The organism is Acinetobacter sp. AC1-2 (genome assembly GCF_016124155.1).
Classification (GTDB): domain Bacteria; phylum Pseudomonadota; class Gammaproteobacteria; order Pseudomonadales; family Moraxellaceae; genus Acinetobacter; species Acinetobacter calcoaceticus.
Genome location: NZ_JABFFO010000001.1, coordinates 1,645,349 through 1,666,093, shown reverse-complemented (window position 1 = coordinate 1,666,093; position 20,745 = coordinate 1,645,349). Strand labels below are relative to the sequence as shown.

21 protein-coding genes and 1 riboswitch are annotated in these 20,745 nt (G+C 38.7%); of the genes, 15 read left to right on the top strand and 6 right to left on the bottom strand.

Annotated features, from left to right (window positions below; genetic code table 11):
* Window positions 1-171 precede the first annotated feature (171 nt).
* The 5 genes from HL290_RS07715 to HL290_RS07695 all read left to right on the top strand — a co-directional run bounded on the left by HL290_RS07715 (window position 172) and on the right by HL290_RS07695 (window position 4,250).
* A complete protein-coding gene (locus tag HL290_RS07715; RefSeq protein WP_198496091.1) occupies window positions 172-1,116 on the top strand; it encodes a cysteine synthase family protein in 945 nt (314 codons plus the stop codon).
* A 14-nt stretch (window positions 1,117-1,130) separates the two neighbouring features.
* Window positions 1,131-1,694 (top strand): phosphoribosyltransferase family protein, encoded by a 564-nt coding sequence (locus tag HL290_RS07710; protein WP_046813614.1) that lies wholly within the window; start codon window positions 1,131-1,133, stop codon window positions 1,692-1,694.
* Window positions 1,691-2,344, top strand: a complete 654-nt coding sequence (locus tag HL290_RS07705; RefSeq protein ID WP_198496090.1) for a YggS family pyridoxal phosphate-dependent enzyme — start codon at window positions 1,691-1,693, stop codon at window positions 2,342-2,344. Before HL290_RS07710 ends, HL290_RS07705 begins: the two co-directional genes overlap by 4 nt.
* A 23-nt stretch (window positions 2,345-2,367) precedes the next feature.
* Window positions 2,368-2,991 (top strand): LysE family translocator, encoded by a 624-nt coding sequence (locus HL290_RS07700; RefSeq protein WP_198496089.1) that lies wholly within the window; start codon window positions 2,368-2,370, stop codon window positions 2,989-2,991.
* 704 nt (window positions 2,992-3,695) lie between these two features.
* Window positions 3,696-4,250 (top strand): TetR/AcrR family transcriptional regulator, encoded by a 555-nt coding sequence (locus HL290_RS07695; protein ID WP_045435669.1) that lies wholly within the window; start codon window positions 3,696-3,698, stop codon window positions 4,248-4,250.
* Window positions 4,251-4,302: 52 nt separating this feature from the next.
* On the opposite strand, the gene HL290_RS07690 is transcribed toward HL290_RS07695, so the two are convergent.
* A complete protein-coding gene (locus HL290_RS07690; protein WP_003651015.1) occupies window positions 4,303-4,536 on the bottom strand; it encodes a hypothetical protein in 234 nt (77 codons plus the stop codon).
* A 362-nt stretch (window positions 4,537-4,898) separates the two neighbouring features.
* Window positions 4,899-5,330 (bottom strand): SRPBCC family protein, encoded by a 432-nt coding sequence (locus HL290_RS07685; protein ID WP_004642298.1) that lies wholly within the window; start codon window positions 5,328-5,330, stop codon window positions 4,899-4,901.
* Between the two features lie 229 nt (window positions 5,331-5,559).
* Between HL290_RS07685 and HL290_RS07680 the strand changes: the two genes are divergently transcribed.
* Window positions 5,560-6,633 carry an alpha/beta hydrolase gene (locus HL290_RS07680; RefSeq protein ID WP_198496088.1) on the top strand — a complete coding sequence of 358 codons (1,074 nt, stop codon included), beginning with the start codon at window positions 5,560-5,562 and terminating at the stop codon, window positions 6,631-6,633.
* 32 nt (window positions 6,634-6,665) lie between these two features.
* On the opposite strand, the gene yddG is transcribed toward HL290_RS07680, so the two are convergent.
* Complete coding sequence (gene yddG / locus HL290_RS07675; RefSeq protein WP_003651019.1) at window positions 6,666-7,592, bottom strand: aromatic amino acid DMT transporter YddG; 927 nt, start codon at window positions 7,590-7,592, stop codon at window positions 6,666-6,668.
* Window positions 7,593-7,796: 204 nt separating this feature from the next.
* On the opposite strand from yddG, the gene HL290_RS07670 reads away from it, so the two are divergent.
* The 4 genes from HL290_RS07670 (at window position 7,797) to uca (ending at window position 14,185) form a co-directional block, all read left to right on the top strand.
* Window positions 7,797-8,747: a 3-hydroxyacyl-CoA dehydrogenase NAD-binding domain-containing protein gene (locus HL290_RS07670; protein WP_198496087.1), complete on the top strand. Its 951-nt coding sequence runs from the start codon at window positions 7,797-7,799 to the stop codon at window positions 8,745-8,747.
* A gap of 296 nt (window positions 8,748-9,043) precedes the next feature.
* Window positions 9,044-9,139, top strand: a riboswitch (guanidine-I (ykkC/yxkD leader).
* A gap of 28 nt (window positions 9,140-9,167) precedes the next feature.
* Window positions 9,168-9,908, top strand: coding sequence for an urea amidolyase associated protein UAAP1 (locus HL290_RS07665; RefSeq protein ID WP_198496086.1), 741 nt, complete (start codon window positions 9,168-9,170; stop codon window positions 9,906-9,908).
* A gap of 15 nt (window positions 9,909-9,923) precedes the next feature.
* Window positions 9,924-10,577 carry an urea amidolyase associated protein UAAP2 gene (locus tag HL290_RS07660; protein ID WP_003651023.1) on the top strand — a complete coding sequence of 218 codons (654 nt, stop codon included), beginning with the start codon at window positions 9,924-9,926 and terminating at the stop codon, window positions 10,575-10,577.
* Between the two features lie 2 nt (window positions 10,578-10,579).
* Window positions 10,580-14,185 (top strand): urea carboxylase, encoded by a 3,606-nt coding sequence (uca, locus tag HL290_RS07655; protein ID WP_198496085.1) that lies wholly within the window; start codon window positions 10,580-10,582, stop codon window positions 14,183-14,185.
* Window positions 14,186-14,225: 40 nt separating this feature from the next.
* Here the strand turns inward: uca and HL290_RS07650 are convergent, their stop codons facing one another.
* A complete protein-coding gene (locus tag HL290_RS07650; RefSeq protein WP_198496084.1) occupies window positions 14,226-14,762 on the bottom strand; it encodes an NAD(P)H-dependent oxidoreductase in 537 nt (178 codons plus the stop codon).
* A gap of 92 nt (window positions 14,763-14,854) precedes the next feature.
* Here HL290_RS07650 and HL290_RS07645 point away from each other — a divergent pair, with 92 nt between their 5' ends.
* The 5 genes from HL290_RS07645 to HL290_RS07625 all read left to right on the top strand — a co-directional run bounded on the left by HL290_RS07645 (window position 14,855) and on the right by HL290_RS07625 (window position 18,807).
* Window positions 14,855-15,208 (top strand): winged helix-turn-helix transcriptional regulator, encoded by a 354-nt coding sequence (locus tag HL290_RS07645; RefSeq protein WP_151745320.1) that lies wholly within the window; start codon window positions 14,855-14,857, stop codon window positions 15,206-15,208.
* Between the two features lie 191 nt (window positions 15,209-15,399).
* On the top strand, window positions 15,400-15,525 hold the full coding sequence (locus HL290_RS07640) for a hypothetical protein (RefSeq protein WP_017390353.1): 126 nt from the start codon (window positions 15,400-15,402) through the stop codon (window positions 15,523-15,525).
* A gap of 4 nt (window positions 15,526-15,529) precedes the next feature.
* Complete coding sequence (locus tag HL290_RS07635) at window positions 15,530-15,964, top strand: CopG family ribbon-helix-helix protein (protein ID WP_132071238.1); 435 nt, start codon at window positions 15,530-15,532, stop codon at window positions 15,962-15,964.
* Between the two features lie 12 nt (window positions 15,965-15,976).
* Entirely contained in the window at window positions 15,977-17,788 is a 1,812-nt protein-coding gene (gene atzF / locus HL290_RS07630) for an allophanate hydrolase (RefSeq protein ID WP_198496083.1), read from the top strand.
* Window positions 17,785-18,807, top strand: a complete 1,023-nt coding sequence (locus tag HL290_RS07625) for an ABC transporter substrate-binding protein (protein ID WP_198496082.1) — start codon at window positions 17,785-17,787, stop codon at window positions 18,805-18,807. The genes atzF and HL290_RS07625 overlap by 4 nt, the downstream gene beginning before the upstream one ends.
* Window positions 18,808-18,858: 51 nt before the next feature.
* Here the strand turns inward: HL290_RS07625 and HL290_RS07620 are convergent, their stop codons facing one another.
* Together HL290_RS07620 and HL290_RS07615 are read right to left on the bottom strand one after the other, a co-directional pair.
* Complete coding sequence (locus HL290_RS07620; protein ID WP_198496081.1) at window positions 18,859-19,740, bottom strand: ABC transporter ATP-binding protein; 882 nt, start codon at window positions 19,738-19,740, stop codon at window positions 18,859-18,861.
* Entirely contained in the window at window positions 19,740-20,684 is a 945-nt protein-coding gene (locus tag HL290_RS07615) for an ABC transporter permease (RefSeq protein ID WP_056479072.1), read from the bottom strand. Before HL290_RS07615 ends, HL290_RS07620 begins: the two co-directional genes overlap by 1 nt.
* Window positions 20,685-20,745: the final 61 nt, after the last annotated feature.

The following is a 20,745-nucleotide window of genomic DNA, read 5'->3' as shown; positions in this document are numbered from 1 at the left end:
GTTATTTTTATGCCTTGTATCTTTATATTTTATAAAAATATATAGACAGGTCTGTATTTTTTATCTAGTATTTGATCAGTTTTGAAACAATTGGCTATTTTTATAGGAAATTGTTTATAAAACCTTAAAAAACAATCAGTAGAATTTAACAAATGTTAAAAAGAGCTAAAAATGAATTTAAACAAAATTGGAAACACTGAGCTTAAACAGTTGACTTCGTTATCTAAGAATGGGAATCAAATCTTTTCGAAATTTGAATTGAGTAATCCTACGGGTAGCCATAAAGATAGAACATTTCTTCATATTATTGAGACATTGGAAAAGGAAGAACTCATAAAACCAGGGATGACTTTAGTCGATTGTTCTACGGGCAATGGCGGGGCTGCATTAGCATGGATTGGACGAGAAAAGGGCTATAAAGTTGTTATATGTATGCCTGAGGGAATGACACAAGAACGGATTGATCAAATCAATAATTTCGGCGCACACATTATATTTACAGACAAAGAAAAATTTTTAAATGGGAGTGTTGAAGCTGCACGAAAATACGTGGAATTAAATAGAAATGCATATTTTCTTGATCAAGCTTCAAGTTTATTAAATAAAAATGCATGGCATAAATGTGGTGATGAAATAACTCATCAATTAAAGGAGTTAAAAATTACTCCAGATTATTTCGTTTGTTCAATTGGAACAGGAGGAACTTTTTCTGGTATTGCAGAAAGATTAAAAGAGAACTTTCCTAATATAAAAACTATCGGTATAGAAGTTGATAAGTCTGCTCCAATATATGCAATGAAAAATGGGTTAAATTTTAAGCATTCTCCGCATAACTTAATGGGGTTAGGGGCTGGTGTATTATCAGCAAATACTAGTCTCGATGTTATTGATACAATTACGACAGTTAATGGTCATGAAGCTTGGAATAGAATGAAAAGCTTTATAGAAAGTGATCAAGTTGGTATAGGTCCGACTTGTGGCGCAAATTTATTAGTTTGTGAATCTTTGATGGATAATATAAATAATAAAACGATAGTTACATTATTCTTTGATAATGCGTGGAAGTATAAAAGTCGGTGGGATGGTGTATATCCTGAATATCAAGATAAAAAATAATTAAGGAGATAAAAATGTTATTAGAAGAAATTTATAGAAATGCACGTGTAGTAAACTCAGGAAAAACACTTACAACGGTTAATGAATTTACTGATCAACTACCAGCGTTAAGACCAAAAGTTTTAATCGAAGTTGCTTATGCAATTTTAGAACATTTAGATTGCGATTTTGATAAAATTGTTACAGAAGAAGATAAGGGAGCTCCCTTAGCAACAACTATCTCTTTATTAACTGGAAAACCTCTTGCAATGGCACGATGGTACCCTTATAGCCTAACAGAACTTAATAATAATGTAGTGGATATTAAATCTGAATATTTTGAAGGAAAAATGTATTTAAATGGTATAGATAAGGGGGATAGGGTAGTTATTATTGATGATACTTTAAGTACTGGTGGGGCTGTGATTGCTCTTGCTGAGGCATTAAAAACTGCAGGAAGCACTATTGAAAAAGTCATATGTGCAATTGAAAAAGTTCAAAATAAAGGTAAAGAAAAAGTAAAAGAAATTACTGGGTTAGATGTTACCTCAATTATGAAAATTGAAGTATTTCCTGAAGAGGTGAAAGTTGTAAAATGAACTCAATAATATTAGATAATTTTAATGAAATTATTAATGATATTCAGCAGTTAAACTCTTCTACACAATTGGTTGCAGTTTCTAAATTTCAACCTTTAGAAAAAATTTTACCTCTATTGGAACATGGACACCGCATTTTCGGTGAAAGTAGAGTGGAGGAGGCTTATGAAAAATGGTCTTTGCTGAAAGATAAATACACTGATATAGAGTTACATTTCATAGGTAGTATTCAGTCAAAAAAAATTAAGAAAATAGTTAATTTTTTCGATGTGATAGAATCTGTAGATAGTGTTAATACTCTTAATAAAATTATAAACTATGCAGTAGAAATGCAAAAAATAGTGAGGATTTTTATTCAAATTAATATAGGAAATGAATTACAGAAAAGTGGTATTAATTTAAGTGATCTGGATGATTTATTTAAAAAAGCCATTAGTAGTAAAAATATTAAACTAGAAGGTTTTATGTGTATTCCTCCTAATACAGAGGAAGTAGAACCTTATTTCATAAAAATGAAGGAATTAAAATCTTTATATGAAATAGAAAATTTAAGTATGGGAATGAGTAATGACTATAAAAAGGCTATACCGATAGGGGCTAATTATATTCGTATAGGCAGCTCTCTATTCGGAGTTAGAGATTACTCTTAAATGAACTTCATTAAGGATGAATAATGGTTTCAATTGAATTACTTATAACTTTTGTTATAACTACATTAATTTTCGCCTATATGCCTGGACCGGCTATGCTTTATACCGCAGCTCAGACTCTTTCAAAAGGGAAAAGAGCTGGACTAATGGCTTCATTAGGAATCTTTATTGGTGGATGTTTTCATATAGTTGCAGCCTCAATTGGATTGACTGCCATTTTTAAAACAACGCCTATGCTCTATGATGTAATTAAATTATTAGGTGCTGCATACCTAATTTGGCTTGGAATTAAGTTAATAAGATCAAAGCTGCAAGGGAATTTGGAAATTGATCTACATACTGCTGAAGTATCCTTCAAGCAAAGTATTTTAGTTGAGGTTTTTAACCCTAAAACTGCAATATTTTATATTTCTTTTTTACCTCAATTTATAAATGTTACTTCTGGATTTTCCGTATGGCTGCAATTCATAATATTAGGTTTTTTTGTGAATTTAGCTTTTGTTTCTGCGGATATAGTATGTGTTTTTCTAGCAAACTATATTTTAAAAAGATTTAAAAAATCTGAAAAAACTCAAAAAGTCATGTCTCTAATGGGTGGGTCAATTTTTATAGGATTAGGTTTGTTTTTAGCTTTTAATACAAACTAGAAAGTTAACTCATTAAAATCTCTGAATGTATTTAAAAACTATTGGAAACTCCCTTTTTAATATCCATAGATCTTAGAAGCCATTACATTAACCACAGTGTAATGGCTTTTTATATTTCCATATCAATTTAAATTCCCCAACCGCTCTACTTTAATACGATTGTCATTTCATACGCTTGACGCCAACAAGAGCGAATACTATCCTTTGCGTGCTGGCCACATTGCCAGTTGGTTTTAGCAGACCATCAGCCAAAGTACACGAAAAAGTAGTAACTTTTTTGTGGAAATCCTTGCGTGCCCCCTCTGCGGCGGAACGGGAGGGGGACACCTTCGGGTGTGCTGGATTCTTTGGCTCCAGTCTGCTAACCCTCTTTCGTTTCGCCACCATTATTTAGCAGTAATGCGGTGAAACTTCTTTATAGCCAAAGGAGTCCGCTATGCGTACTAATTCTTCTCATTTATTGGCCTTTGCCAAAATATCTCCGCCCATACCAATTAAACAGTCTATTAAACGGTTTAATCGACTCTAGGTTTTCTACGACCTTAGATCGTTACGACTAAAAAATCATAGCAACAATAAAACCTGAGATAGCTTAGGGCACAGTTTTGTGCTGCTTTTGCATGCCTGTGTTTAGCACTCAATTTAAGAGTGACGGCATTTCTATCTCTTTTAGATACAACAAAAAATTATTTTAAGCGGTATACATGAAAAATTTAGAATCTTCATTTAGAGCACTGCGCGTGCTTCACGCAGCAAAAGATTTATTTAATCAAGATGGCTTTCATAAGGTCGGTGTTGACCGAATTATTGCGGAAGCCAAAATTCCCAAAGCTACTTTCTATAACGACTTTCATTCAAAAGAACGACTGATCGAGATGTGTCTGACTTTTCAAAAAGATGCGCTCAAAGTAAAAGTATTTTCCATTCTTAATTCATACAAAGAGCAAATGGTGCTTGATAAACTCAAGCAGATTTACCTTTTACATGCCGACTTAAATGGTTTTTATCATTTGCCCTTTAAAGCAATTTTTGAAATTGAAAAGCTCTACCCAAAAGCCTATAGCGTGGTGATTGAATATAGAACTTGGCTAATCAACGAAATTTATAAACTGCTTTTAACCGTCAAAACTACGGCTTCAATGAAAGACGCCCACATGTTCTTGTTTGTGATTGATGGGGCAATCGTTCAGCTTTTAAGTAAAAACAATGTAGATGAGCGAGACAAGTTACTAAATTATTTTTTAATAGTGCTGTCTTAGAGAGAAATCCACACACTTTCTAAAAGTAAAAGCCCGTAATTGGGCTTTTTATTTATTCGAGCTCTAGTTGATCGTCATCTTTCGTGACTTTGATTTTCATCTTTTTATATTTACGCTTGTTTGGATCTAAAGCAGAGTTTGTCACTTCATCAGCAAATTTTGGATTCTGCATGAGTTTGGCATAGGCTCTGTAACCTATACGAATTCTGGTAGGTGGACAATCTGTTCTTTTGGAATAATATTCAATAAGCGAATTTAATTCCTTTAACAAACTCTGATGTTCCATTGTATTGCTTATTTTCTATTAATTAGTAAGTTATTTTCAGCATACTAAACTTTAGAAAATTTCTAAAGATGTGGTTGATATACATCACTTTTAATAAATGTTAATTGATTTACATTTATTTAATTAAGAGTGAATTAATTTGCATTTTATTTGGTATTTCTGATTTATTTTTAATCAAACCGTCATAACCAAGGTGTAAATTAATGTTAGAAAAAGAAAATAGATAGAAGATTGCCACGAACAATAACGATTTAAGCAATTTTCTCACACTGTGGTATTAAGCTGACTTTAACGAGTCGGCTTTTGTTTTTGTGGACAAATAAAAAGCCCTAGATCGGGCCTTTTACCTTTTAAGTTAGTGATTAAAACTTAAGTTTTTTAAGTCCACGACTTACGCCATTTTGTAGAGCAGCTTTAATGATCGGGCCAAGAAAAGGCACTCGTCCTTTAAAGCTAATGGTGTAATCCAAACGAGTACGGTTATTTCCCAAATCAATAAACTTCATTACACCACGGTGACCTTTAATTGGGCTAATACCGCTTGTGATTGCATATTCGATCAGTTCATTTTCTTTGTAGACTAAATTTGTTTCTACAAAAGAAGGTGTAAATGGCATAGACATTTTACGAGCAGAACCCACACCATTACGAGCGTCTTTTCCGTTACTAATGCGAGTCACTTTAGCAGGAGCGAAAAGTTTGCTTAGGTTTTCATGTTCACTCAAGACTGCAAAGACCTTGTCTACGGGTGCATCAAATTCTTGTACGATGTTGATTTTTTGAGTTTTTAACATCTTGTTCCCTCTGAAAATAATTTTGACATTGGTGATTGTCAGAATTTGGATATTAGCATGCTTTGGGCAATGGGGGAATTCTAATCCGTCGGAGTTTTAAGTTTTCGGCACTCAGACCCTGAATTTATCAATTGACCTAAATACTAAAACATCTACTTTAACCTAACATGGTTAATTAAAATTTAAACGCCTAATATCTATTCTTGGGATAAGAACGAGTACAACAAAAATGAATGCTGTTCAACCAACAAAGCCCGCAGGCGTTATGCGGTATTTAATAAGTAAACTGAGTGTAATAGGCCTCGTAGTCTGTGTTACAAGTGCATCTGCCGCTAAAGAAATAAAATCAGGAGATTCGGCAATGGGTTATCAAAATCAAGCTGCTTGGCAACAAATTGAACAATTTCTTCCTCACGAATTTCATATTCCTAAAGACCAGTTACCAAAAGAAGAATGGTGGGCTTGGAATGGTAATAACATCCATTTGGATACTTATCGAAATCCAAATGCAAAAATTAAAGTGATTTTATTTCATGGTGTAGGTACGAATGGCCGACAAATGTCGATGATTTTAGGTAAACCATTGGCTGATCGGGGATATGAAACAATAGCAGTCGATATGCCGGGCTATGGTGTAACTCAAGTTAGCAAAGGCAAGGTTATTAGCTATAACGATTGGGTGCAGGCTGGTAGTGATTTAATTGATATTGAATTAGCAAAAGATAGTCGTCCGGTTGTGCTTTATGGCTTAAGCGCGGGTGGAATGCTGACATATCACGTTGCGGCAAAGAATAAAAAAGTGAAAGCAATTGTAGGAATGACCTTTCTTGACACAAGTAGCCAGAAGGTCACAGACACTGTAGCAAGTAACTTATTTATGAGTCGAGTAGGGACACCAATTGCGCATTTGACTGCAAAAACACCTCTGGCCTCAATGCGGATTCCAATGAGCTGGGCAAGTAAAATGAGTACTTTGGTGAATAATAAAGAGGCTTTAAAGGCCTTCATGAAAGATAAAACTTCGGCTGGTAACTCGGTTTCACTCACATTTTTAGACTCATATATACATTACAAACCTGAAGTGACGCCTGAAGAGTTTGATGTGTGCCCAGTCTTGTTAACTCAACCGGAAAAAGACCGTTGGACTCCACTTGACTTAAGTACACCATTTCTTAGCCGTATTCAGAAGGTACCTGTAAAAACCGTAATACTGGAAAATGCAGGGCATTACCCATTAGAGCAACCGGGTTTATCTCAAATGGTTGATGCTATTGATAGCTTTTACAGCGCTACGATGAAATAACGAGTAATTGTGACCCGTTTTAATTCTGCTCGTTACGGTTTTTTATTTCTTAATTTTTTAAAGAAAGGTTGAATCACAGACCAGTTGGTTGAAATCCAGCAAATAAATGAACCAGCCGTAACCATGGCTGTTCCTTGCCAAAAGCTTAAGGACAATTGAGTTTGTAAAACAAACATTGCCAAAATAGACGAAATAATAGGGGTGAAATACGAGGCAACCACAAGCATGGTAATGTTTCCATGAATGATGCCAATGTTCCATGCCGCATAACCAAAGCCAATTGCAGCGGATGCAATTAAAAGGGTGATTACAGTTGGAATATCCATTGAGGGAATGGCGAATTGCCCAGAGAGAAGCAGCTTGAGCCATAGCGTTAGTGCGACACAAACAAAGAAAATAGAGATCGGGTTTTGCCCATTACTCATTTTTTTGGTGAGTACACAGTAAAAAGCCCAAATAATGGCACCTACAAATGCCAAAATATAGCTCAGAGGGTTGCTATGAAAATTATCGACAATGCTACTTAGACTAAAATCACCGCTTCCAGTTTGAATAAAAATAATGCCGGAAATTGAAATAAGTAAGCCGAGAATAATAAGAAAATTAAACTTTAATTCCTTAAAAATAACAAAAGCCAAAACCGTTAAACTCGGCCACAGATAGTTAACAATGCTGACTTCAATTGCTTGTTGAGGGCTTTGAGAGTAAGCAATCGCAAATGAAAAACACAGCTCGTAAGCAACGAACAGGACTGTACCCAATATTAAGTATTTTTTGGAAATTTGTTTAAAGTCTGGAACTTTGAAAATGGCAAGCAACAGTAGCGCACTTAAAGAATAAATAAGCGTAACACCTAGCTCAGGTCCAATGGCGGCGCTGACTTGTTTCATCAGACCGACCATAGATGCCCACATGAGAATGGCGCTTAAACCAATCAATGTTGCTAGATTTTTTGACATAAAATTCAGTAAATAACGGTTAGAAAATGGTAAAAGATTAAGCTGTGCTGGCGAAAGGAATAAATTTTCAAGATAGGGAATATAGGACAAATTATATAAAATATAAACAATTAAATTTATTGATTGGTTGAATCTGCTATGTTTATTTAAGCATTCAATTGGGTAAAGAAATTTCGAATAAAACAACATTGTTACGAGGAAAATATGGAAGTTATTAAAACGGTTGGTGTGGTAGGTGCAGGTGTAATTGGAGCAAGTTGGACAGCCTTATTTTTATATAAAGGATTTAAAGTTAAGGTTTATGACCCTTATCCTATAGATGAAGCGATTTTTAAAAAAAGAATATACGCAAATTTAAACGATTTATTGGCTTTGGATGGAAACTCTGAGCATAGCCATTCTCTACAAGATGTATTACTTAATTTGGAAATTTTTAATCACTTAAAAGATGCAGTTTCAGATGCTGATTTTATTCAGGAAAATGCCCCTGAACGTCTCGATGTGAAACAAAAGCTGTATCAAGAAATCACCTCATATTGCCCTGAACATACCATTATTGCTTCAAGCTCTTCAGGCTTAAAAGTGTCGGATTTTCAAAAAGAAGCCAAACATCCTGAACGTATTTTACTAGGGCATCCTTTTAATCCGCCTCATCTTTTACCTTTGGTTGAGATTGTTGGTGGTACTTTGACGTCTCCACAAGTTTTGAAACAAGCTTCCGAGTTCTATAAACAGTTGGGCAAGAATCCAATCGTTTTAAATAAAGAAGTCAAAGGGCATGTAGCAAACCGCTTGCAGGCTGCATTGTGGCGAGAAGCCTTTTCACTGGTTGAACAAGGGGTGTGCTCTGCCGAAGATGTTGACATCGCGATTACCAGTGGGCCGGGTTTAAGATGGGCGCTATTTGGTCCCTACATTAATATGCAGCTTGCAAACCAAAAGGGCTTTAAAGAGGCGATTCATCATTTAGGCCCACCAATGACAGAATGGTGGAATGATATGCACGCATTTCAACATTCAGACGAGACAACCGAGTTATTGGAAGCAGAAACCAATCAGTTGTTAACCCAGTATAAAGATATCGATTTATACCAAACCAGAGACAAAGGATTGGTGGATATCTTAAAGCTCAGACAGCAGCTCAAATTAGATTAATCCCAGTCTTCATAATAGAGCCAATCATTTTACTGTAGAGATGATTGGCTTTTTGTTAGATCAATAAGAAAAATATTCCTAATTAAAATTGCTGTGCATTCATTAAATGTTACTCAAATCTCTATTGAGATAATTACTGCGGTGTCGATGCGGTACTGATGCTATGAAATGCACAATTTTTAGTGCAGATTTTTTACTTTTTATTTTAAACCGCACCCAAATTGCTCAAATTTAGTATTACTTTTAATCAAAAACGTAATACTAAGCTGGCATGTCCTTTGCATAGTCATAAACAATCAAAAGTGATCTAGGGTTCCGATACTTCATGTATGACTGGACCGAGAGTTCACGGTTCCTAGCGAACTACACGGAGGGATAAAAGCCCGGGAGGAAGTCTAAAACTATCCGACAGGAGTAGCTATGAACACTACAAATTATCATAACAATCAGGCGATTTGGACCGAACTTTTACCCGGAGGACATCACTGGTCGGGCCGTATTCAAAAGGGAACGATTCTTAGATTTACATCGCTTGGCGCGCAAGCAAACGTTTCTTTGTTTTGTGTAAATGCAGCAGATGTGCTTGAACGTTTTAACATGCCCGACAGTTTAAAAGGGCAGCATACTGCCTATTTAAAAGCTTCAAATGTGCTCTATTCAGACCTTGGTCGTGTCATGGCTTCAATTGTTCGAGATGATCATGGTTGGAACGATGCACTCTGTGGCCCAAGCCGACCAGAACAAATTGAAAAGCAATTTGGAACGCGTACATTTCAAGATGCCCGCAATGATATGTACCAAAACGGCTTAGACAGTTTACTCATTGAAATGTGCAAATACGGACTTGCAAGCCAAGACCTCAGTGCCGCCGTTAATTTATTTTCTAAAGTTGCGGCAGATGAAAATGGTGCTTTGTCATATGTCAGTTCTGATAACACCGATCAAACCATTGAATTGCGTTTTGAAATGGACTGCCTACTATTTTTATCTGCTGCACCGCATGGTTTAGACACCAGCTCAAGCTATCAACCTGCCGATATTCAACTCAGTTTATTTAAAGCCAATTCACTAACAGACAGCGATATTTGTCGTGATGCGTGTTCGCAAAATCAGCGTGCGTTTCAAAACACAGCCCGCTACTACGCACTTAGCAATATTTAAATCAGGAGAAGCATCATGACAGTTTTACAATCATTTGAAAAAGCAGTTTTAAATGAGGTTTGTCCTGCGGGTGAAGCGTGGATGTGCGAGGTTAAAAAGGGCCAGTATTTTCGAATTATTGATCTTGAGGGAAACCAAGCGGTCGATACTTTGTTTATGAGTGCCGAAAATCCAACTGAGCGTTATAGCGCAATGGATACCTTGGCCATCAATCAACACATTTATTTAGAAAAGGGCACGAAGCTCTACAGTAACTTTGGCCGTCCAATTGCGGTTATTCATGATGATAACTGTGGTCGCCATGACACCATTGGCGGTGCCTGTTCATGTGAAAGTAATACGGTTCGCTATGCACATGAAACTTACCCAATGCATAGTTGCCGTAACAACTTTATGTATGCCTTGGCAAAACATCCGATTGCAAAAAAGCATGGTTTAAATGTGCGTCACATCGGCCCAAACATTAACTTTTTTATGAATGTGCCTGTTACTCCAGACGGTCAGCTTAAATTTGATGATGGAATTTCAGGTCCGGGTAAATACGTAGAAGTTCGGGCAGAAATGGATTTAATTGTTTTAATTTCCAATTGTCCGCAGCTGAACAACCCATGTAATGCCTATAACCCAACCAAAATTCAACTGGTTGTCCGTGAAGCGGAAGGGGTGTAAGCATGTTTAAAAAAGTTCTAATTGCCAACCGTGGTGCAATTGCCTGTCGTGTAATTCGCACCCTAAAAAAACTCGGTATTGCTTCGGTTGCAGTTTACTCCGAAGCCGATCGTGATTCTTTACACGTGACTTTGGCCGATGAAGCTTTCCTGATAGGACCTGCGCCTGCTCATCAAAGCTATTTAAATATTGAAAAAATCCTTGAGGTTGCAAAACAGTCGGGGGCAGAAGCCATTCACCCTGGCTATGGTTTTTTGTCTGAAAATGCCGAATTTTGTGATTTGTGTGAGAGCCAAGGCATTGCGTTTATTGGGCCAACTTCAAGCCAAATGCTCGATTTTGGTTTAAAGCATACGGCACGTGAACTCGCTATTAAAAGCAATGTACCTTTACTTCCGGGTAGTTCGCTCCTTGCAGATGAAGCTGAGGCTTTGTTTGAGGCAGCCCGTATCGGCTATCCGGTCATGCTGAAAAGTACCGCGGGTGGCGGTGGTATTGGCATGCGTCTGGTCTGGAACGAAACCGAGTTAAAAGATGCCTATCAAACTGTGTCTTATTTAGCTCAGGTCAATTTTAAAGATGCGGGTTTGTACTTAGAGAAATTTGTACAACATGCGCGCCATATTGAAGTTCAAATTTTTGGTGATGGACAAGGGCAAGTGTTAGCTTTGGGGGAGCGTGATTGTTCGGTGCAACGCCGTAATCAGAAAGTCATTGAAGAAACACCAGCGCCTCACTTAAATCAACAGCAACGTGACTACCTTCAAAAAGTTGCCATTCAACTAATGCAGTCGGTGAACTACCGCTCGGCAGGCACAGTTGAATTTGTCATGGACACCGAAACCCAAGAATTTTATTTCTTAGAGGTCAACACTCGTTTGCAAGTCGAGCACGGCGTGACCGAGCAAGTGTTTGGTGTCGATTTAGTCGAATGGATGGTTACATTGGCAAGTAGTGACTGGTCAGCACCGACTGAACCGTTAGAACCAACAGGACATTCTATTCAGGTTCGTCTTTATGCCGAAGACCCAATTAAACAGTTCCAACCAAGTGCTGGCTTACTCACGCATGTTAAATTTGACCCACAAGCACGAGTCGAAACATGGGTAGAAACAGGTTCAACCGTATCGTCTTTTTATGACCCGATGATTGCCAAAGTCATTGTAACTGCTGCAACCCGAGACCAAGCCATAAAGGCAATGAGTGCTAGTCTTGCAAATACACAAGTGGCGGGCATTGAAACCAATTTGGAGTATTTGCAAAACATTATTGCTTGCGATGTGTTTGCTTTGGGTACTCAAACTACCCGATTTTTAAATACTTTTGAATGGAAAACTCAAAAAATTGAGGTGTTGCAGTCTGGCATTCAAACCGCTATTCAAGATGTCAGAGGCCGATTAGGTTATTGGGATGTCGGTGTGCCTCCATCAGGTGCCATCGATCCACTCAGTTTAACTGTGGCAAACCAACTTTTAGCCAATGAACCAAATACGGCAGGGCTTGAATGCACCTTGCAAGGACCAACTTTAAAGTTTCACTGTGACAGCCAAATAGTGATTACGGGCGGTGATATGCCTTCAAAACTTGATGGCGAACTTGTCCCAATGTGGCAAACCATCAATGTGAAAAAAGGCCAGATTCTAAAATGTGGCCTCATTCGTTCAGGTTGCCGCAGCTATATTGGCGTTAAAGGTGGCTTCGATGTTCCTGACTACTTAGGGTCACAAGCAACTTTTACTTTGGGACAATTTGGTGGACATGCAGGCCGAAATTTATTAATTGGTGATATGCTACCGATTACTGAATATTCCGCTCAATCGACCACCGCCTTAGCTCAAGCGCAAATTCCTAGCTTTACCCAAAACTGGGAAATTGCAGTGATGTATGGCCCACATGGCGCGCCAGATTTTTTCACCAAACAAGACATTGATACGTTCTTTGCCAATGAGTTCGAAATTCACTATAACTCAAGCCGTACAGGCATTCGTTTAATTGGTCCAAAACCTGAGTGGGCACGTGAAGACGGCGGTGAGGCAGGTTTGCATCCTTCCAATATTCATGACAATGCTTATGCGATTGGTGCGATTGATTTTACGGGCGATATGCCAATTATTTTGGGTCCAGATGGTCCGAGCTTAGGTGGTTTTGTATGTCCCGCGGTAGTCATTCATTCCGAGCTTTGGAAAATTGGGCAATTAAAAGCAGGCGACAAAGTCAAATTTGTACCTGTGAGTTATGCACAAGCAAAAGCACTCGATCAAAAATATCATCAAAGCTTAACCGCGACTGATATAACTTACATTGATTTTAATCCAGCCATTCAAGCAGAACCCGACACTTTAAAAGATGCTGTTTTGGCAACTTTAGAAGGTGAAGCTGATTTACCAAGCGTGACCTATCGACCAGCAGGAAATAGCTATTTGTTGGTGGAATATGGTGAGTTAGTACTCGATCTAAATTTACGTTTTCGTATTCATGCGCTCATGCAATGGGTCAAAGATCAAAACATTCAGGGCATTATCGACTTAACACCAGGCATTCGTTCACTACAAATTCATTTTGATTCAATCCAGCTCGATCAACTTGAGCTTTTACAGAAACTTCAACAAGCAGAAGCCGAATTACCCGACATTCAAAATATGCAGGTTCCTTCACGGACTGTCTATTTGCCTTTAGCTTGGGAAGATTCACAAACTCAGCTTGCCACCGAGCGCTATACGCAAATTGTTCGTCCAGATGCGCCGTGGTGCCCTGATAACGTCGAGTTTATACGCCGTATTAATGGTTTAGCTTCAAAGCAAGCGGTTAAAGATGTGGTCTACAGTGCGAATTATTTAGTGATGGGTTTAGGCGATGTGTATTTGGGCGCGCCAGTTGCGACACCACTCGACCCACGCCAACGGTTAGTCACTACAAAATATAACCCTGCGCGAACTTGGACACCTGAAAATGCCGTGGGTATCGGTGGTGCCTATATGTGTGTGTATGGTATGGAAGGGCCTGGTGGCTACCAGTTTGTTGGCCGTACTACCCAAATGTGGAGCCGTTACCGTAAAAATGCCGACTTCGAAGATGGCAAACCGTGGCTACTGCGTTTTTTTGACCAAGTTAAGTTTTATGAAGTCTCTGAAACAGAACTTCTGCAAATGCGCGAAGACTTTAAGGCAGGCCGTCTACAACTTCGCATTGAAGATGGCGTACTCAACTTAAAAGAATACAACGAGTTTTTAAAAACACATCAAGATAGCATTCAAGCCTTTAAAGACACTCAGCAAGCCAATTTTGAGGCTGAACGCCGCCGTTGGCATGAAGCAGGTTTGCAAGAATATATCTCTGAAAGCCTAGATGCTGTTGATGAAGGTGAAACCGTAGTTATTCCTGAAGGGGGCTGTGCAGTCGAATCACACATGCCAGGCTCAATCTGGAAAATCGAATGTGCATCGGGAGATATTGTTGAAGAAGGTGCAACCCTTGCTGTGATTGAGGCAATGAAAATTGAAATTCCAATTATTGCGCCTGAACGCATGAAAGTTGAAACCATTACCATTGAAAAAGGGCAAACCGTAAAAACGGGACAAGTGCTATTTACCTTGGCACCTGTCGCTTAAACCCTAAAGAGAGCATCGATATTGATGCTCTCTTTAAACCTTATGCTTCGGTCAAATGCTTTAATACTTTATGACCATGTTCAACCGCTTCTAATTTAATTTTCGACTCTGGGTTACCTGATAAAGGCGAAACGTCATAAAGCAAGTAAGTGGCACTTAACTGCATTTGCGTATACTGAATTGAATGTTGAACCGCTTTTAAAAAGCTATCGGCTAAGTTTTCTCGGTCGTTCACCATGTCGGCTTCTTTTTGCCCGACCGTCATACTAATAATGACTTTTTTATCTTTTAATTTATCGCCCTGAGAGCCGTAAGCAAACTGATAAGTAAAAACTTCATCAAACCATAATTTCAAAATCGCCGGCATATTAAACCAGAACATTGGATATTGCAGAATGATGGTGTCGTGGCGTAACAAGGCTTCTTGTTCAGCACTTACATCAATTTGATAGTCTGGATAGAGCTGGAAAATATCTCGCACTTCAAGGTCCGGATAGGTTTTTATAAGTTCATTCACAATCGTTTTATTTGCAATTGATTGAGCGTAGTAGGGATGGGCCAAAATAAGTAAAGCCATAATAATGCCTTGTAGCTATAAAAATCATAGTCACTATAATTTTTATAGTATGGGTGTACAATAACTATCAAAGTTGATAGGTGGCGTTAAAAATGGCAAATACTGAAAATAAATGTGAAATCACCATGAATGGAAAAACTTATCCATGTCATATCAGTATGGCTATGGATTTGGTGGGGGGAAAATGGAAAGGCGTTATTTTGTATTATCTAAAAGATGGGCCAAAACGCTTTAATGAAATCAATCAATTAATGCCAACCATCACAGAAATGACTTTAAGCCTCCAACTTAAACAGCTAGAGCAAAGCGGCTTAATATCCAGAACTGTTTATGGTGAAAAAGCACCGATTAAAGTTGTCTATGAAATGACCGAATTGGGCCAGACTTTCAAGCCTGTTTTAGAGTCTTTATCGGTATGGGCACATACGATGATTAGTCCGAAATAACATTAAAAAATTAGTTTTTTAAAACTTAAATATTAGCCCCATCCCTGTGCATGGGGCTTTTTTTTGCCCAAAAATCACTCATAAATACCCGCCAAATCTATCAAAACCGCGCTTAAAAACTGGCACATTTTCTGCATCTCTTATCAGTAATACAAAAATTTAATTTGGTAATACCAAGCTAGAGGTGCGATATGAACGATGTAAAACCCGTGGCTCAACCAAAGCAAACTTTGAAAGCCTTTTTAGTCGAATTGCTCAGCGTACGTGCAGGCGTATATATCAAACAAAACAATTATCCGACTAAAACAAAAGGATAAGACTGTGGCAAAACAAAAGTTAGCTCGAATCAGTATTACCGTGCCTGAAACGACACTCAACGCACTCGATCAGAAAATTGTCGAGCAGAGCTATGAAAGTCGCTCGCAAGCCATTGTCGACATGATTAATAAACATCTGATTGCAGAGCAAGCGCAGGCCAATGAAGTAATGGTAGGTACGTTGACGCTGCTTTATGACGCTAGCCAAATGACCCTACGCAATCAATTGGTTGATTTACAACAACAGTTTTTAGCACAAGTGATTAGTTCACTTCATATCCAGCTCGACCAACAAAAGATATTGCAAGTCATGTTAATGCAGGGTGCGAGTTCTGAACTCAGACAAATTAGCCAGCAATTTATTGTGCTTAAAGGGGTAATCAAAGGGCATTTAGAACTGATGGATGCCGTGATGCCGCCTATACAGCAAAATGACTAAATGAGGAGTAGCGTGTTGAAAAATTTATGGACAATTCAAGACTGGAAAACAGCATATCAAACTGGACAAATCCATATTGAAAGTCTGATTGCTTATGTTGCAGAAATTAAAAATGATGACCATGCATGGATTGAAATTGCCTCCGTTGAGCAGATTCAATCGCAAATTAATGTTTTAAAAGATCAGAATATTGCTGATCTACCTCTATACGGCGTGCCATTTGCAGTCAAAGACAACATTGATGTCGCTGGCTTTCACACGACTGCTGCCTGTAAAGAGGTTCAATATTTAGCTAAGCAAGATGCCACTGTAGTTGCTAAGTTGAAAAAAGCAGGGGCGATTGTGGTGGGCAAAACCAACCTCGATCAGTTTGCGACTGGACTGGTTGGGGTTCGTTCTCCCTACGGTGCAGTAAAAAATAGTTTTAACCCCGAATATATTAGTGGAGGTTCAAGCTCTGGTTCTTCAGTAGTGGTTGCCAACGGCATTGTGGCTTTTAGTTTGGGTACCGACACGGCAGGGTCAGGCCGTGTACCTGCGGGCCATAACAATATTGTGGGCCTAAAACCGACAAAGGGCTGGTTTTCTACCACAGGTTTAATTCCTGCATGTCGGACTATTGATGTCATTTCTATTTTTGCGCTGCATATTGATGATGCGTGGACCGTTGCCAACTTAATGCAAGGCTATGATGAAACGGACGAATATTCACGAGCACATCCAGCCAATGTACCAACTCAGTTTTCTAAACGAAAAATTGCCATTCCTGCCCAGCTTGAGTTTTATGGTGATCTTGAATCTGAAAAAGCCTTTTTAGTTGCAATTAAGCGCGTTAAAAAACTGGGCTATGAAGTTGAGAGTATAGATTTCAGCGCGTTTAATGAGCTTGCTGCTGCACTGTATAACGATGCTTGGGTAGCGGAAAGAACAGTCGCCGTTGAACGCATGACAACACGTGACAAAGCCCATCCGGTTATTGCTCAAATTATTGCGCAGGCAGATAAATTCAAAGCAACAGATGCACTTGAAGCGGAATATAACCGCGCCGTTCTGGCTCGAAAAATTAATTTGGCGTTACAGCCTTTTGATACATTGATGGTACCAACAGCACCAACCATTTATACCATTGCCGAAGTTGAAGCCGATCCTTTAACTAAAAACGCGCACATGGGGGCCTATACCAACTTTGTAAATTTTGCAGATCTTTCGGCTTTGGCTTTACCAAATGTACTTCGTGAAGACGGTTTACCAAGTGGAGTAACCTTTATTGCACCAGCTTGGCACGATCAGGCACTGGCAAATTTTGCGCAGCTCTGGCAAGCAGAAACACTGCTGAGTTTGGGTAAATCAACTCAACATTATCAAAAAAATACAAGCATCCACTCGAATCATTCAGTACAGCTTGCTGTCGTCGGAGCTCACTTAACAGGCATGCCACTGAATTTTCAGCTCACTAGTCGCAATGCCACTTTGCTTAAGAAAACCCAGACAGCAGATACTTATAAGCTCTTTGCTTTAAAAAATACCACACCACCAAAACCGGGGCTGCAATGCGATGCAGTAGGTACTTCTATTGAAGTTGAAGTGTGGGATGTTCCTTTAGCAAATTTTGGAGCCATTGTAGCTGAAGTGCCTGCACCACTTGGTATTGGGAACCTTAAATTAAAAGATGGAACATGGGTCAAAGGCTTTATTTGTGAAGCTTATGCCATTCAAGATGCAACCGATATTAGCCATTTTGGAGGCTGGAGAGCCTATATACAGTCACTCAATCAAACCGCTCAAAGTGTTGTTAGTAAAAATGTTGGGGAAGTTTCTATATGATGAAAAAAGCGTTTTTATCCGTATCTATTTTATCGGCAGTTGTATTGGGTGGGTGTGACAATACAGCTAAAGTGCCCGAGGCTAAACAAGATGCTCAGGCAGCCACAAATACAAAACCAATTACCATTGGCTATAGTGATTGGCCGGGCTGGGTGGCTTGGCAGGTGGCTATTGAAAAAGGTTGGTTAAAAGAAGCAGGGTTGAATGTAGAATTTAAATGGTTTGATTATTCCGCTTCTCTTTCGGCCTTTTCAGCAAATCAGCTTGATGCCGTTTTGGTCACCAATGGCGATAACTTGGTAACCGCTTCGGGCGGTACTCAAGGCATGATGATTTTGGCAACAGATTATTCTGCGGGTAATGATGTCATTATTGCCAAAGAGGGTATTAACACCATTCAAGATTTAAAAGGAAAATCGATTGGTGTTGAAAAAGGCTTGGTTGATCATCTTTTACTAGCAACTGCTTTGACTGACCATAACATTAAAGCAAATGAGGTGAAGCTAGTAAATTCAGCAACCAACCAGCTACCTCAAGTGTTTAATAGCCCAGATATTTCTGCAATCTCTGTTTGGCAACCCGTTGCAGGTCAGGCATTAAAAGCAGTGGCAGGCTCTAAAATTATCTATACCTCTAAAGACAAGCCGGGTTTAATTTATGACACCTTAACTGTCAATATGAGCCACTTAACTGCCCATCAAGAAGAATGGAAAAAAGTTATTCAGGTGTGGGACAAAACAGTTAAATATATTAATGACCCTGCAACTCATGCCGATGCAGTTAAAATTATGGCAAACCGTTCAGGGGTCGACCCAAAACAATATGAGTCGATGGTCAGCGGTACGCATCTATTAGATATCAATGCCAATAAAAAAGTATTTGCTAAATCGGAAGGTTTTGACTCGATTTATGGCTCTACTTATCACGTAAATAAATTTAACGTTGAAAACGGTATTTATAAAACTGAACAAAATGTAGATGGGCTGATTTATCCAACATTGATAGAACAACTCAAATAAGCCCAATAAATTAAAAAGCCCAAGTTAAACTTGGGCTTTTTAATGTCTTTCTTATTTTTCTGTACTGACTTGAGTCATACGAGGAATTTTTGGTAAGTCTTGTAAAGCTGGGTCAAGTTCATCTTCTTCAGCATGTACCAAATAATCAACCCGTGAACGGAGCTGTTTAAACTCAGGTGTACTCATTAAATCGAGTGAGCGTGGGCGAGGTAAATTAACTTCAATGATTTCCTTAATTTCACCCGGATTGGCTTTGAGTGCCACAATTCGGTCTGCCAGTAAAATAGCTTCATCCATGTCATGGGTCACAAAAATAATGGTGATATCAATGTTCTGCCATAAATCCATTAAGTGTTTTTGCATTTTTTGACGAGTGTGTGGGTCGAGCGCACCAAAAGGTTCATCCATGAGTAAAATTTTAGGTTGATTGACCAAGGCTCTCGCAATTGCAACGCGCTGTTTCATGCCACCAGAAAGTTGATGTGGATACTGATTTTCATATTTTTCTAAACCAATAATATTGATCCATTCACGGGCTTGAGCTTCGGCTGTCATTTGACTAGCACCGCGCATTTGCGGGCCAAACATCACGTTTTCTTTTACAGTTTTCCAAGGGAAAAGAGTATAGCCCTGAAACACCATGCCGCGTTCAGGACATGGTCCCGTAATGCATTCGCCGTCTACTAAAACTTCTCCGCTATGATATGGGTCTAAACCTGCAATGACACGGCTCAGGGTCGATTTACCACAGCCAGAAGGACCAATCACACAAACAAATTCTCTTTTATGAATTTTTAAATCGAGCTTATTTAAAACAGTGCGTTCGCTTTGTCCATGCTTAAAGACTTGGCTCAGTTGTTTAGCTTCTAAAATAACAGGACGTTCATAAATTTTTTGAAAGTATTCATGCGCGTTAAATGTTGAATCATTCATTACTTTGCTCCTACTTTCCAAGTGAACATCCGCTCACCTAATTTCATTAATACCCAATCACAGACCAGTCCAATCACCCCAATAATCAAAATAGCCGCATAGACATTGTCAAAGTTTTGATAGCGTGCCTGTTGGGTAATAAACCAAGTAATACCAGAGGTTGTACCAATCAACTCTGAAACAATTAAATAGGTCCAAGCCCAGCCCAATAGCACACGTAAGTCTCGATAAATATCAGGTAAGGCAGCAGGAATCACCACGTGAAATAAACTTTTGAGCTTATTGGTGCCAAGGGTATAGCCAGCTTCAATTAAGCTTCGATCTACCATTCGGGTGGTATTGGCAATAATGAGAATTTGCTGAAAGAGGGTACCAATCACAATAATTGCAATTTTAGGTGCATCATTAATACCTAAAATTGCTACTGCAAGTGCGCCAAAGGCAGGAGCGGGTAAGTAACGGAAAAACTCGACAAAAGGCTCTGTTAACAGTGATATGCGCTTAGAAAAACCACACAAAATACCGAGTGGAATCCCAATAAGCGAAGAGATAAAAAAAGCTGAAAAAACCAGTTTAATACTGTGCCATAAACTTTGATGAAACCACGGCGAATCAGGTTGTTCGGGTGGCGTAGTAAATGCAGTCACCAAAGCTTGAGCGACTTCATGAGGAGCGGGTAAATAAATCGGATTGACCAAAATACCTTGTGGTGGTGCAGAATTTCGATTGACTGCATTTTGTGCCTCGAGATAGAACACATTTTTATCAACACGACTTCCTACTTGTAAGTAAGAAACACTTCCCGAACTCGTGATTTGTACTTGAGGATGCCAAACAAAAGGTAAGTAACTGATTGCGCACCAAAGACATATTGGAATAACGAAAGAACAAATACTGAGAATCAGCTTGTTCTTTCGCGTAAATTCCTTTGCAACATAACCCATATCGAGAGCTCCCCATTTTGATCAGTATTACGATTTTCATAAAACGTAATATTATTAAGCA

Coding starts and splice junctions, on each gene's coding strand:
- HL290_RS07715 (WP_198496091.1), top strand. CDS start 172: ATGAATTTAAACAAAATTGGAAACACTGAGCTTAAACAGTTGACTTCG.
- HL290_RS07710 (WP_046813614.1), top strand. CDS start 1,131: ATGTTATTAGAAGAAATTTATAGAAATGCACGTGTAGTAAACTCAGGA.
- HL290_RS07705 (WP_198496090.1), top strand. CDS start 1,691: ATGAACTCAATAATATTAGATAATTTTAATGAAATTATTAATGATATT.
- HL290_RS07700 (WP_198496089.1), top strand. CDS start 2,368: ATGGTTTCAATTGAATTACTTATAACTTTTGTTATAACTACATTAATT.
- HL290_RS07695 (WP_045435669.1), top strand. CDS start 3,696: ATGAAAAATTTAGAATCTTCATTTAGAGCACTGCGCGTGCTTCACGCA.
- HL290_RS07690 (WP_003651015.1), bottom strand. CDS start 4,536: ATGGAACATCAGAGTTTGTTAAAGGAATTAAATTCGCTTATTGAATAT.
- HL290_RS07685 (WP_004642298.1), bottom strand. CDS start 5,330: ATGTTAAAAACTCAAAAAATCAACATCGTACAAGAATTTGATGCACCC.
- HL290_RS07680 (WP_198496088.1), top strand. CDS start 5,560: ATGAATGCTGTTCAACCAACAAAGCCCGCAGGCGTTATGCGGTATTTA.
- yddG (WP_003651019.1), bottom strand. CDS start 7,592: ATGTCAAAAAATCTAGCAACATTGATTGGTTTAAGCGCCATTCTCATG.
- HL290_RS07670 (WP_198496087.1), top strand. CDS start 7,797: ATGGAAGTTATTAAAACGGTTGGTGTGGTAGGTGCAGGTGTAATTGGA.
- HL290_RS07665 (WP_198496086.1), top strand. CDS start 9,168: ATGAACACTACAAATTATCATAACAATCAGGCGATTTGGACCGAACTT.
- HL290_RS07660 (WP_003651023.1), top strand. CDS start 9,924: ATGACAGTTTTACAATCATTTGAAAAAGCAGTTTTAAATGAGGTTTGT.
- uca (WP_198496085.1), top strand. CDS start 10,580: ATGTTTAAAAAAGTTCTAATTGCCAACCGTGGTGCAATTGCCTGTCGT.
- HL290_RS07650 (WP_198496084.1), bottom strand. CDS start 14,762: ATGGCTTTACTTATTTTGGCCCATCCCTACTACGCTCAATCAATTGCA.
- HL290_RS07645 (WP_151745320.1), top strand. CDS start 14,855: ATGGCAAATACTGAAAATAAATGTGAAATCACCATGAATGGAAAAACT.
- HL290_RS07640 (WP_017390353.1), top strand. CDS start 15,400: ATGAACGATGTAAAACCCGTGGCTCAACCAAAGCAAACTTTGAAAGCC.
- HL290_RS07625 (WP_198496082.1), top strand. CDS start 17,785: ATGATGAAAAAAGCGTTTTTATCCGTATCTATTTTATCGGCAGTTGTA.
- HL290_RS07620 (WP_198496081.1), bottom strand. CDS start 19,740: ATGAATGATTCAACATTTAACGCGCATGAATACTTTCAAAAAATTTAT.
- HL290_RS07615 (WP_056479072.1), bottom strand. CDS start 20,684: ATGGGTTATGTTGCAAAGGAATTTACGCGAAAGAACAAGCTGATTCTC.